Consider the following 12,953-nt stretch of genomic DNA (forward strand, 5'->3'; position numbering starts at 1 on the left):
GAGGTTCATAAACGAGAAAGTCGGGGCCGGGACTATAGTTATTGTTATGTTCTCGTTCTCATCACTTCCGGAGGCGAAATCTGTAACCGGCTACTGAGAGAGGTCCTTTGAGACAGCGGCTACGATTCCTCCTGCGGTCGAGGATCAGTTTCGGTCTCATCGGACCGTCTCCCGTACCGATCGATGCCAGCAACAGTTCCTGCAAGGAGTCCAACAGAGATGAGAACGACGGGATCCGACGAGACGTACAGACTCGGCGTCGGATGGCGGGCCCACGTGAACGGGTAGAGCCACGCCCCGGCAGCGCCGTCGGCGTAGGTCTTGACGCCGTCGACGACGAGGTGTGAGAGCGCACCTGCGAGCAGCGCGGTGAACGTCCGTCGGTGCCTGTCGGCGACGACCATCGCACCCATCCCCGCGAGGACGATCGCTCCCCCGAGCGTCGACAGCGCGTCGAGATCGAACGGAACGCCGAGGATCGCCTCGAGCGTCCCGCTCGCGACGAGCAACGTCATTCGGTTGAGGTCCGGCAGAACCGCGCCGACCATCACGACGGCGATCCACCGATCCGGGATCGGGCGGTACCAGCCCGCGATCGTACAGCCCGCGTACGCGAGGAGGACGTGGGAGAGGAGATCAGCCACGGCGGTTCCCCTCCGATTTCGGCTCGCTATCTGACGTCGCTGGACCGACTCTCGGCTCGAAGGCGAGTTCGCGGCCGGTCACGCGCCAGTGCCGGAGGAAGTAGCCGACCGCCAACAGGAGACCGACGACCGAGGCCCCGAGTTTGTAGGTCGCCGCCGACGGATCACGGTTCACGACGACCGTCCGATCGGCGGCGAGCTCCGTTTCGGACTCGAGAAGGCCATAGACCTGTACGACACCGCCCGGTTTCACCTCGCTTGCGACGCCCCGAACCTCGAGCTCGGCGGCCACCTCGCCGCTGTCGTCCGTGACCTGGATGGTGATGGTCTCGGCCTCGGCGTCGACGCCTCGTACCTCGCCGAACAGGAGTACCCGGTCGCCGACGGACTGCTCGAGTCCCGCGTCCTGGATTCGATCACCGGTCGGGTGAGGCCAGTTGTCGTCGTAGGTCGCACCGTAGTGAACACAGAGTCCGCCGAGGACGAGGAGTAACACGGCGACGACGACGACTCTGGTCGCGGGGCGCATTCGTCACTCCTCTGGCACAGCGGTTCCTTTATCGTATCGATGTTCGAAGGAGCGCGCCGTCTATATCCGTCAGCACTCGTTATTCGAGTCCGCGGATCGAGGCGGAGTCGACGGTAGCGGGCGCTCTCGGACCACGAGATCGTCCTACGATGACCGGACGAGCGGATCGTACCACTCCCGATTCTCGCGGTACCAGTCGATGAATTTCGAGACTCCCTGGCGGATGTCGACTGTCGGCTCGTAGCCGAGGACCGCGTTGGCTTTCGAGATGTCGGCGTGGGTGTGTTCGGCGTCGCCCTCGCGGGGCTCGCCGAACTCGAGTTCGAGGCTCGGATCGATCTCGTCGCGGACGACTTCCGCGAGGGTGTGAATGTCGATGTTGTCCGTCGAGCCTACGTTACAGATCTGGCCGTCCGCGCTGTCGTCCTCGAGAAGCTGTTCGTTGACCCGAACGATATCGTCGATGTAAGTGAAATCACGGGTCTGTGTGCCGTCCCCGTAGATCACCGGCGGTTCGCCGTGGAGACACCGCGAAACGAAATTCGTCATCGCCATGTTCGGCCGCATCCGCGGGCCGTAGACGGTGAAGTACCTGAGTGCGACCGTCGGGAGGCCGTAGACCTCGTTGTAGACGCGCGCGTACTGTTCGCTCGCGAGTTTCGAAACGCCATACGGTGAGACGGGGTTCGTCGGATGCTCCTCGTCGTAGGGTAGATACGCCGGCTTGCCGTAGACCGACGACGAGGAGGCGAGGACGACGCGCTCGAGATCGGTGTGCCGGGCGGCCTCGAGGAGGTTCATCGTCCCGTCGACGTTGTACGCGTTGACTTTTTGTGGTTGCTCGACACTTGTCCGGACGCCCGCCTGAGCCGCTTGGTGATAGACGACATCAGCGTCGGCGACGAGGTCGTCGACGAGCGATCCGTCGGTGATCGAGCCGTCGATGAGATCATAGCTCGCGTCGGCCTCGGCGGCGGCCGTTTTCGCGGCCTCGACGTTGTGTTCCTTGATGCCGAGATCGTAGTAGGGTTCGAAATTGTCCAGTACGGTCACGTCGTGGCCGCGGCCTGCGACGGCTTCAGCAATGTGGCCGCCGATAAAGCCTGCACCGCCGGTAACGAGCACGTCCATTAGGTGAATCTGTGCTACCATCCCTACAAAAAGAGTACGTCTTCGGTGTGTGGAATCGGAGCGTACACGAGTTACAACACGGCGAAGAACATCGACTATAAATTCCTCCGTTACAGTCCACAGTCCTCGCAGCGGACGGCCGAACGGTCCTGAAATTGGGCATTGTGACGCCGAATCGGGGATTCAACCCGTACTCTGATTCAGTGATAGAGGTCGAGAACACCGACACGTCTGATTTCAATCACTAATCGTGTATGTCTGACAACGGATGTGGTCTCCTCGGCTCTCAATCTCTTCTGAGAGCCGTTCTGAACTGGCAACCAGTACGGATACAACAGAGGATAGAATCAAATTCCTCGACATATCCAGCAAGTTTATATCACTACCCTACAATCGCTCGTATCGAATGCTCACCGGATGGCGGTATCGTATTGTCAGTTTGATTGGGGTGATACTGGCGACTGGTATCGCTGTCACCGCTGCTAACCATCCGGTATCTCAGTATCTGTTTACTACCTACATTCCGCTCTTTAACCGTCTTGATGTGACCGTCTTAACTGGGGAATCGCTGTATTGGGCGTTACCTTTGAGCGTCGGTATCGTCGCTGGCTGTTTACTTCCGCTCTACAAACCCCGTCCTCGTCGGATCCTCGAGACGGTAGTCATCGCGCAAAAACGAGTCGGGGTAGCAGGACTTGCGTTAGCGACACTCGGGTTTTTCCAGTGGAGCCATCGACTGCCGCGGGCGACGCTGGTCATGATCGTCGGAATATTGATGCTCTTGATCCCCGCGTGGTTCGTCTGGATCCGCCGGCGGCCGACTGCGTCGGACGGCCGCACACTGATCGTCGGCGATGACCTGGCCCAGATCGAACGGATCGCGCCTGAGGTCGACGCACTCGTACTTGGATATCTGTGCCCGACTGCCGTTAACTGGCACACTGTCACTGACGGTGGTGTGACCGTACAGAAAGACGACGGTCTCACGGAAATCGAAAACGAGGTCGATACGCTCACGGATAGCGATTCGCTTACTCGACTCGGTGGGCTTTCACGAATCGAAGACACCCTGATCGAGTACGATATCGATACCGTCGTGCTTGCGTTCCATCATCCTGACCGTGCAGAGTTTTTCGGTGCACTCGATGCCTGCTACGAACACGGCGTTAACGCGAAAGTTCACCGGGAGTACGCGAATAAGGTACTCGTTTCCGAAGATGCGGTTGGAACGCTCATCGACGTAGAGGTAGAGCCATGGGATCCATTCGATTATCTCATGAAACGAACGTTCGACATTGTCGTTTCGGGGACGGCTTTGCTCGTTCTCTCACCACTTATTCTGCTTATCGTCCTCGCGATTAGACTAGAGGGCGAAGGGCCGGTCTTTTTCAGCCAACAGCGGACCTATCTGTACGGCGAAACGTTCCAGATAAAGAAATTCAGAACGCTGAAACCGAAACGGGGCGGGGAAGTGGGGACGGTTATCGAAACGGACCGTCGGACACCACTCGGGACGTTCCTTCGAACGACTCATCTCGACGAAATCCCGCAGCTATGGTCGATCCTAACCGGAAGTATGAGCATTGTTGGTCCACGGCCAGCACAGACCGAACTCGAGTCCGAATTTGAGAGCGAAGCGATCGAGTGGCGACAGCGATGGTTCGTCAAACCTGGCCTAACCGGACTCGCCCAGATCAACGACGCGACGAGTCAGGAGCCTACCGAGAAAGTTCAGTACGATCTCCAGTATATCCGAAATCAGTCACTTCTGCTCGATCTGAAGATTTTGCTCCGTCAACTTTGGAAGGTCGTTGAGGACGTCGCCGAACTCGCTGGTCGCGAGTGAGCGTTCGATAGTGATTCACCATCACCGAGTCGAAGGACGGGCATTGCCGTCTCCGTTGGTAGCGCGTTCTGGGCATCGAAGACGAACGGCGCGTCTTCGAGGGCATCATACTCGAAGACATCGTGATCGACCAGCAAGAGCGTGATATCTGCATCGGCGATTAGGTCGCGATCAATTTCGTTTTCCGGTTCAATCTGATCGTTGGCGAGGGTCGTACTATCGACGTACGGATCAATAGCTGTGAGAGTCGCATTCTTCGCACAGAGGTTCTCACAAATCGCCATCGCAGGCGAGTTACGAATATCGGAGACATTCGGCTTGTACGTTAGTCCGAGTACGACGATCGAGGCATCGTCGATCGGGACGCCGCGGGCTCCCAGTCCAGTCTCCACCTGATCGACGACGTGTGCTGGCATCGTCTCGTTGATCACGTTTGCCTGTTCGACCAGTCGGAGCGGGTCACCCTCACGTCGACCGAGCCAGGTCAAAAACTGGGGATCGACTGGGATACAATGTCCACCGACACCAGGACCGGGATAGAACTCCTGAAATCCGAATGGCTTCGTTCCCGCTGCGTTGATCACTTCCCAAATGTCGACGTCGACTTCCTCAGCGTGGCGCGCGAGTTCATTGACGAGCGCGATATTCACCATTCGGTAGGTGTTCTCGAGCGTCTTGGCCATCTCGGCGGCTTTCGTCGACGTTACTGGCGCGGTTCCGACAGTGACTGCATTGAACAGTTTCTGTGCTGCAGTCCGTTCGAGATCACTATCCGCACCGACGATCAGAGGGATATCCTCGAACTCGTATCGGCCACCGGGATTGATTCGCTCCGGAACGACGGCGACGAGGGTATCCTCACCCGGACGGCGACCACCTGCTTGAAGCGCCGGACGGACAATCTCATCGGCCGCTCCCGGGAAGACCGTACTACTACAGACGTACAAAATCTCACGATCGGGTGCGTGTTCTGCGATCGTCTGACTCGCTTGCCTGATCGCTTCCATGTCTGGTTCTCCCTCTTGGATCCCCGTCGGGACGGCGACGATGAATACGTCCGCTTCGGAGAGTTTCTCCGGATCACTTGTCGGGACGAAATCGTTGTCGAGCGCTCGCTCGAGGCGCTTGTCGTCGATATCGTCGATATACGAATCGCCGCGCTGGAGGGATTTCATTCGGTCCTCATCGATGTCGAATCCGACGACACGAAAGCCGGCTTTCGTGAAGTGACAGGCCAGCGGCAGGCCGACGTATCCGACGCCGATTACTGCGACGGTTGCCGCCCGTTCTTCGATCCGCTCTCGAACGCCGGTCATTAGACTCCCTCCTCAGTTTCGAGTCGCGACCGCCGTTCCGCGATCACGTCCTCGAGAATGCGGTCGAGTTCCGTCTCCGGATGCCATCCTAGCGTCTCCTCGAGTTTCGTGACGTCCGGTTCGCGCTGCTGTGGTTCTTCGAAGTTCTCGTCGAAGGCGACCTCATAGGGGATGTGTTCGATTTCGGAGTCGGAGTCCGTGAGTTCGATAATTCGTTCCGCGAGATCGTTGATGCTCGTCGGATGCGGTGAGCCGATATTAAACACCGAGCCGTAGGCCTCGAGTGAGTGTAGTAGTTGGTACGTCACTCGGACGGCATCTCGGACGTGTGTGAAGCTCCGTGTCTGTGTGCCGTCCCCGTAGACGGTCAGTGGTTCGCCCGTAAGCGCTTGCTCAACAAATGTCGGAATGACCATCCCGTATTGACCCGTCTGGCGTGGGCCAACGATGTTGAAGTACCGTCCGACGACGACGGGAAGATCGTGTTTCCGGTTGTACGCGAGAGCCAATGCCTCGTCGACTGCCTTCGCGGAGGCATAGCTCCAGCGGAGGCTCTCAGTTGGGCCGAGCACTCGGTCATCCGACTCCGCGAACGGAACCGCCTCGGACTTCCCGTACACCTCAGACGATGACGCGATGAACACCTGCGTTCCGTCTTCGACTGCGGCCTCGAGTACCAGTTCGGTTCCGCGTAGATTCGTCCGCAGCGAGTCGAGCGGTGAATCGACGATCTTCTGGACGCCGACGGCGGCCGCAAGGTGGTATACGGAATCCGCGCGACCGACCTGTTTCGAGACTACTTGCTCGTCACAGACATCGCCATCGACGACCTCGAGTCGATCCGAGTTCGGCAGGTTGGTTTTCGTTCCTGTCGAGAAGTTATCGAGAACCACGATTTCGTGGTTCGTCCTCTCGAGTACGAAATCGACCAGATGAGAGCCGATAAAACCGCTGCCTCCAGTTACGAGTATGCGCATTAACTATTGTCTTCTCTATGAACACATCCGCTTAACCGTTCCGGCCTGTACGCAACTATTTTATGGACCACCCCGGCCTGTGTGGAACTATTTTATAGGCCATCTAAGAGCCGGAAGTTCATTCGTAGATTTCATTCACCGGATCGGAATAGACCAGCATACTCATAGGTGTTCGATCCACACCCCCTAACGAATGCGTATTCTTCGCGTCGCACAGAAGCTCTATCCCGATACGAAGGGCGGTGGACAGTATCACGTCCACGCGATGAGTCGCGATCAGGCGGCACTGGGTCACGACGTGACCGTCGTCACGGTGCAATCCGATCCCGACCTCCCTCACATCGAAACTCGAGACGGATATACGGTGATTCGGTACGATCCGACAGCAAGTCTCCTCGGAAACGACATCAGTTCAGGGGTCGCACAGTATCTGGCTTCGGCTGCGGAGTTCGATGTCATGCATGCTCACTCCCATCTCTATTTCTCGACGAATCTGGCGGCGCTGAAGCGCCGTCTCGGGGATATCCCACTGGCGATTACGAACCACGGACTCTACTCGCAGAGCGCTCCCGAGAACGTCTTTCGGCTGTACCTGCGAACGCTCGGTCGGTGGACGTTCGATCAGGCCGATGTGGTGTTCTGCTATACCGAGACGGACCGGGACCGCGTGCGGGAGTTCGGCGTCTCGAGTCGGATCGAAGTCGTCTCGAACGGAATCGATACAAACCGATTTGGTTCTGACGGGCGTGAGAGTAGGTTGATCAATAGTACGGAGCCGGTCGTTCTCTTCGTCGGGCGGTTAGTAGAGGGAAAACGCCCCTCGGTGGCTCTCGAGGCGCTCCCACAGATCAAGCGTACGCATCCAGACGCGCAGCTTTATTTGTGTGGCGACGGGCCGTTGCGAAGCGATCTGGAGTCGCTCGCTCGCGAGCTAGATATCGATGACTCGGTCCACTTCCTGGGTCACGTTCCCTACGACGAGATGCCGCGGGTTTACCGCAGCGGCGACGTACTCGTCCTTCCGAGTCGAGCTGAGGGCGTCCCACGGACCGTTCTCGAGGCGATCAGCACCGGATTACCGGTCGTTTGCTCGCACCTCGATCAACTCGAGGAACTCGTCGCAGGACGCGGTGAACTCGTCGATTTGGACGCCGGAGAGTCGATCGCTCCCCGCGTCTCCGAGTGGCTCGAGACGGGGCAACGCGTTCGGTCCCTCGAAGACGATTACGCGTGGCAAACGACTGTCGAACGGACGACAGCGCATCTCCGGTCCATCGCCTACTGAAGGTAGCCGAGATCCTCGAGTCGTTCCTTCGTTTCGTCTCGCATCGAGACGGTACCGTCGGCGTCAGCGTGGTCGAACGACTGGAGCCAGTCGTCGAGTGTTGACTCGAGTTCGTCGACGACCGCCGGGTTGGCTTCGGCTACGTTCTCGGATTCGTCGGGGTCTTCGTCGACGCGGTACAGTTCGATCGAGCCGTCGGCTAACGCCTAAGCTCTCGGTCTTTCCACGCGCGCAGTACTACAAGCCTACGCGTCATCGGTACCCTAACGCCTCAAGCCGATCGGTTGTTTGCTCTGGAATGTCGATCTGTTTCGCTTCGTCTGCCGTCGTGATTGTCCTCCGATCCTCATATGGCAGCTCCAGCCAAGGGACTGACGTGAGCTCTCTGTCCGTGAATCGTGGCGGATGGCCGTATATCGTGAGTGGGAGACGCGAGATTCGCTTTCCGAACAGATTCCCGTGGTCGCTCGTGACAACCGTTTTCCCGTCAATCGATTCGGTAAGCTCCTGAACGTGGGGTAGTACGATCTTGAGGTTCTCGCGGTATGCTTTCCGGGCAGTCTTGGAATCTATTTCACCGGCAGACATCCGTTCCCAAATTGTTAGGCCTTCTCGCGGTCGAAGGCCACCAGTGAAGCTCGCCTGTGGTCCAAGATCACGGCCTGTCTCCCCAATAAACGGATAGTGTGGCTGCATGTAATGGACGATAAGCCGTTTCTGTGGGTATTCTTCTGCGATTTCGAGGGCAGAGTGCGTAACAGTGTCGGGAGTGACGGTATCTAACTCATCGTTCCATTGATCGGACCAGACATGTTCAACATGCGCAAACGTATCCTCGTATCCGACGAGTTGGGGGCTCGCGGAGACGTACGCGATGTCAAACTGGTCGTCGGAAAAATTCTTCTCAAGGAACTCGCTGGTATGGCTCGCGTTGCTCTGGATGCGCTCGAGAGTGCCGTCGAACTGGTGTGTGTCTCTGAAGGTATCGAACCGACAGGCATCGAGGATAACGAGCGTGTCCCAGTCGCGCTCATAGTAGCTCTCAACCGGTGTATAGTCTCGTGAGGTAACTGAGCGAGCGAGTGTTTGGCGGATCCGTCGCCGGACTCGTTCGGGATTCTTGATAGCTTTGCGTGCGTCTGTGACGATGGATTTCGGTGATATGGAGGGAGTCATACTTATTTTGAGTAGGGGTTGGTTATAGTCTCCCTCACTAAGTCATAACCAATCGACTTTCTCAGCATCTTTATCCTATACGCTCTCGATGTGTTTCCCAAGGTAGTGCTTTTGAAACGTCTCGTAGCACGTTGCTTCATCCATGCCTAAGACGATAGTATCAGTCATTGTCTTTCTTTGATTGCTTCTTCTATTTTTTTCGCCAGTGTATCCCACGTTCTATTCTCGATGATATATTTCCTTCCACGTTTTCCCATTTCCACCCGGTCCTCATTGGACATCTCATGTAACGACTCGAGAGCCGATTCGACTTCATGTTGGGAAGGTGTGCGCACAATCTCACCCAAGTTTTCCGATTCGACAAACGAAAGTGAATCGGAGTGTGTTGCAATAACAGGGCGTTCACAGCTTAGATACTCGAATACCTTCATTGGACTTCCCCAATGATCTGGGTCGATAGCACCATAGGCGGCATCAGTCGCAGAAATATACGTATTTACCGTCTCGTGATCGACGAACCCAGTAAAGTGTGCATCCACATCTAAGGTCTTTGCGAGGGATTCCATTTGCTCGTGTTCGGGTCCTTCGCCGACTAGCAATAGTTTGATTTCTTTCTGAGAACTATCTACTGCTCTCAGTAGTGGGTCGACGCAATGATATTTTTTGAAACTGCCGACAAATCCGATTACGAAATCATCGTCTCGGAATTCCGCATCAATCTGCGCTCTAGCTTTCTGACGGGGTATCGGCCGGAACTGATCAGTATCAACGCCATGGTGGAACGTTTCAGTCGGGGTATTCGCAAAGCCACTTCGCGATCGGATCATGTCTCTGGCTTCATCGTATGCAGCGAATGCCTGTGTACTATTCATCGCGTTTATTTTCACAATTCCTTTCGCTATTGCCGTCGCCCCGGGGAAGGGAGACATCTTAGCAATGTTCTTCTCTAGCATCCCTTCTACAAGAAGAATTTGTGGAATGTCGTACCAGTACGAAAATAGTGGAGGTGAAACCAACCCAGGTTTTAACGGGGTAACAATGCCATCTATTGGTTTAGTTCGGTGTATCTTTTGAAGGTGATTTATAATCTCTGGTTGAATTCGAAGGTTCCATTTCGGATCCTGTCGCCGTTTTTTTGAGAGATAGTGGACTGATATATTGTCCGACGAGAGTAGTTCTGTTTTTTCACGTTTAGGGTAGGGACAGATAATCTCGAGTGAGCACCCCTCGAGCTCGTTTAGGGAGTTTGCGACTTCCCTCGAGTAGAGGTTCTGCCCGGATGTACCAGATAAGTCAACTAGTGTTACGAAGATGATTCTTGTCATTTCTCACAGCTCAGATTATTTCGGTAATTCATTTTCATATATCCGTTATTTCCTATCTGCTTGCAATCTTGTCTGGTAGAATATATAAAGCACGTATTTAATCACCACTGCTCTATGAGTAAAGGAGATATAGATAAAAAAGTGTATCTAAATCCATTTTGGAGAAATAAATTCTATATTTTATTTTCACACAACATCCACATATTAGAAATGGCCTGGCATAGCCGAATTGAGGAAATAATCTAATTATTCATTTAATTAGAATGGGAAACTCACAATATTAATCTACTAGATAATAGATGATGGCATAGTTGAACAACCATTCTGTCTTCAACTACAAAGTATTTTACTCGAGGTTTTCACCAAGAGGTAGACTCCTAGAGCGGAAGATTTATTGATGGCATTAAATAACGCTCGATATGACTGAGTTGATCTGAATGCGATCACATAATACCAGCTATAGTTCGCAGAAACTACCAAATCTGAGGACTATATATTTCATTACCTTTTTACTAATCATATTATTGTCTACTTTTTTTAGAGGAATCGATCTAGTCGGGAGTATTTCAACAACTTATGTCCTATTGCCACTCTCAGTGCTTGTAGTGTTTTTTTCCTCTATAAAAATAGTTACTGAGAAAAAATTCCGCATATCATATAATATGTTGATACTCACAGCCATAGTTCTCCTATTAACCTTATCATTTTATTATAATCTAATCTATAATCCAATGCCAGAAAAGGCACTAAGGTTCTATGTAGAGTTCATTCTAGGTCCTCTAATTTTATTAGCATCAATAACTCTAACTGACAAGAACACACTGAAATTAGCCTATAGGTGGATTGTAGCCACCGGCGCGATTGTGTCACTTTATATATTGGCATACATAATAAACTCCGGATTGGATTCGATAAGACGAGTTGCGGTTGGTGACGGAATTCCGTTAGCTATTTCAGCTAATTACTTATCAAGTATATTTGGTATCGCGATCGTTATTGCGACAGCACAGATACTAACTGAATATAGTTGGAAGAAATCTCGATTAGAACTAATTGCTCTTCCAGTGTTGGCTTTTGGACTCATTCTGACAGGTTCTCGGGCAGCTATGATTGGAGTCGGACTTTCATTTATACTGATACTTCTTTCTACAAGGTCAATGAGAATCTTAGTTCCTACATCTGCTCTTGGAGTTGGTAGTATTATTATTGTTGTAGTCCTTAGATCATTTTTTAACTTTACTGGCGGATATAGGTTTACGTTAGAACATATTTTGTACTCTATTGGACTTCTATACAATTTAATTACAAGTTCTCTGCAGGAGGTAATCCAAACGCCTATGTCCATTCTCTTTGGCGTTGGGTTCTACCGATATGCTCCGATTTCCTCGCCTCATGTCGTCGATGCCGGGTACCCACATAACTATCTCGCTAGTGCCATCATCCATATTGGATTCCCAACTGCGATCGCCCTTGCCTTGCTGATATTGGTAACTCTCAAGCAATTATTTATTCTATCAATATTTCAAAAAGAGAGTTATTATTTGCCACTGGCAACCCTTTGTTCTCTCGTTGTTTTCCTCATGTACATGATGTCTGAAGGAAGATTGACGCGAATGTATTCGTTTTGGATGTTTGCCGGTATAACTCAGTCTCTGATTCGGGATATCTGATCACAGTAACCAGTAGTTCCAAGTTATTTATATATGCGGAAAAACAGCCAAGATGGAGTTATAAATACCCCAGATCCTGCAATCGTTGATCCACAACCTCCGACTCAACGTTATCAGTTGATTCAGTACTCTCACCGGCAACGATTTCCCGTCGTGTCTCACCATCGTATACGAACCACGGAACTTTGACTAGCGGTTCGTCATATAGCCCACGCGGATGTCCGTATTCTCTGATCGGGGTCGGAAATGCGCGCTCCCCAACGTAGTTCCCGTGGTCGCCGGTGACTACTGTCTTTCCAGACATCTCCCCTAGTAACGTTTCAACACTCTCGAGGGCATATTCGAGGTTCTCAAGATAGATCGACCAGAGCTCGTCTCGAGAGACATCCAAGTTTCCGGTGAATTTCTTTCCCCAGACGTTTTCCCCTGATGGGGAACCACCATTACCGTCGATTTTCCGTAGATGATCGTCATCGAAGTCCGTGTCAGCGGGGACAAACGGATAGTGTGGTTGCATATAGTGAACAACGAGCCGCTTGTGTGGATACTTTTTATTGGCCTTGAGCGCAGCGTCGGTCATCGTCTCGGCACGGACAGTTCCGTGTTCGTCGTCCCATCCTTCTTCAAGCCAAACATTGATGATCTTATGTAGGTTCACATCCCACTCTTCACGATTGCGCTCGAGTTGGGGATTTGCCGTGACATAGACCGTATCACTGAGATCGCGCCCACTGAAGTTTGCCCGCAACCATTCCACTGTAGATGATCCTTTCGAGATTCGCGGCGTGAGCTCCCCATCAAGTTGGTTAGCGGATGCAAACATATCATATCGGCACGCATCGAGGACCACGAGCGTATCCCAATCTTCAGTGAAAACATCAATACCGCTTGGATTTTCCGAGCGAAGTCCAGCACGCCTATGATATGCGCGATTCAATCCCCGTGCAAAGAGTCTGGGATTCTGAAGTGCCCGCATTAGACGCTCAGTCGTATTCATATGCACCTTCATCGTAATCGATAGGTTTTCTATCTTTCTATGTTGGGGAATCCCAGA

Annotated in this window: 11 protein-coding genes; 3 read left to right on the plus strand and 8 right to left on the minus strand. The window is 53.3% G+C overall.

The window, feature by feature from the left end; all coding sequences use genetic code 11:
* Positions 1-119 precede the first annotated feature (119 nt).
* From J0X27_RS01900 to J0X27_RS01910, 3 genes are all read right to left on the minus strand, one after another.
* Positions 120-644, minus strand: a complete 525-nt coding sequence (locus J0X27_RS01900) for a metal-dependent hydrolase (protein WP_207270798.1) — start codon at positions 642-644, stop codon at positions 120-122.
* A complete protein-coding gene (locus tag J0X27_RS01905) occupies positions 637-1,173 on the minus strand; it encodes an OB-like fold-containing membrane protein (protein WP_207270799.1) in 537 nt (178 codons plus the stop codon). The genes J0X27_RS01900 and J0X27_RS01905 overlap by 8 nt, the downstream gene beginning before the upstream one ends.
* Positions 1,174-1,317: 144 nt before the next feature.
* The gene (locus tag J0X27_RS01910; protein ID WP_207270800.1) at positions 1,318-2,304 is read right to left on the minus strand and encodes a GDP-mannose 4,6-dehydratase; all 987 of its coding nucleotides are present in this window, start codon (positions 2,302-2,304) and stop codon (positions 1,318-1,320) included.
* Between the two features lie 406 nt (positions 2,305-2,710).
* On the opposite strand from J0X27_RS01910, the gene J0X27_RS01915 reads away from it, so the two are divergent.
* Positions 2,711-4,150 carry a sugar transferase gene (locus J0X27_RS01915; RefSeq protein ID WP_207270801.1) on the plus strand — a complete coding sequence of 480 codons (1,440 nt, stop codon included), beginning with the start codon at positions 2,711-2,713 and terminating at the stop codon, positions 4,148-4,150.
* Here the strand turns inward: J0X27_RS01915 and J0X27_RS01920 are convergent.
* Together J0X27_RS01920 and J0X27_RS01925 are read right to left on the minus strand one after the other, a co-directional pair.
* Positions 4,099-5,466 carry a nucleotide sugar dehydrogenase gene (locus J0X27_RS01920; RefSeq protein ID WP_207270802.1) on the minus strand — a complete coding sequence of 456 codons (1,368 nt, stop codon included), beginning with the start codon at positions 5,464-5,466 and terminating at the stop codon, positions 4,099-4,101. The two genes, J0X27_RS01915 and J0X27_RS01920, sit on opposite strands and share 52 nt — an antisense overlap.
* Positions 5,466-6,443 (minus strand): NAD-dependent epimerase/dehydratase family protein, encoded by a 978-nt coding sequence (locus J0X27_RS01925; RefSeq protein ID WP_207270803.1) that lies wholly within the window; start codon positions 6,441-6,443, stop codon positions 5,466-5,468. Before J0X27_RS01925 ends, J0X27_RS01920 begins: the two co-directional genes overlap by 1 nt.
* A gap of 193 nt (positions 6,444-6,636) precedes the next feature.
* On the opposite strand from J0X27_RS01925, the gene J0X27_RS01930 reads away from it, so the two are divergent.
* On the plus strand, positions 6,637-7,728 hold the full coding sequence (locus J0X27_RS01930; RefSeq protein ID WP_207270804.1) for a glycosyltransferase family 4 protein: 1,092 nt from the start codon (positions 6,637-6,639) through the stop codon (positions 7,726-7,728).
* A gap of 252 nt (positions 7,729-7,980) precedes the next feature.
* Here the strand turns inward: J0X27_RS01930 and J0X27_RS01935 are convergent, their stop codons facing one another.
* Both J0X27_RS01935 and J0X27_RS01940 read right to left on the minus strand, forming a co-directional pair.
* Complete coding sequence (locus J0X27_RS01935) at positions 7,981-8,904, minus strand: hypothetical protein (protein WP_207270805.1); 924 nt, start codon at positions 8,902-8,904, stop codon at positions 7,981-7,983.
* Positions 8,905-9,068: 164 nt separating this feature from the next.
* Positions 9,069-10,229, minus strand: a complete 1,161-nt coding sequence (locus tag J0X27_RS01940; RefSeq protein ID WP_207270806.1) for a glycosyltransferase family 4 protein — start codon at positions 10,227-10,229, stop codon at positions 9,069-9,071.
* A 731-nt stretch (positions 10,230-10,960) separates the two neighbouring features.
* Here J0X27_RS01940 and J0X27_RS01945 point away from each other — a divergent pair.
* Positions 10,961-11,899 carry an O-antigen ligase family protein gene (locus J0X27_RS01945; protein ID WP_207270807.1) on the plus strand — a complete coding sequence of 313 codons (939 nt, stop codon included), beginning with the start codon at positions 10,961-10,963 and terminating at the stop codon, positions 11,897-11,899.
* A 58-nt stretch (positions 11,900-11,957) separates the two neighbouring features.
* Here J0X27_RS01945 and J0X27_RS01950 read toward each other — a convergent pair whose 3' ends face one another.
* Positions 11,958-12,875 (minus strand): alkaline phosphatase family protein, encoded by a 918-nt coding sequence (locus tag J0X27_RS01950; RefSeq protein ID WP_242634233.1) that lies wholly within the window; start codon positions 12,873-12,875, stop codon positions 11,958-11,960.
* Positions 12,876-12,953: the final 78 nt, after the last annotated feature.

The organism is Natrinema longum (genome assembly GCF_017352095.1).
GTDB classification, from domain to species: domain Archaea; phylum Halobacteriota; class Halobacteria; order Halobacteriales; family Natrialbaceae; genus Natrinema; species Natrinema longum.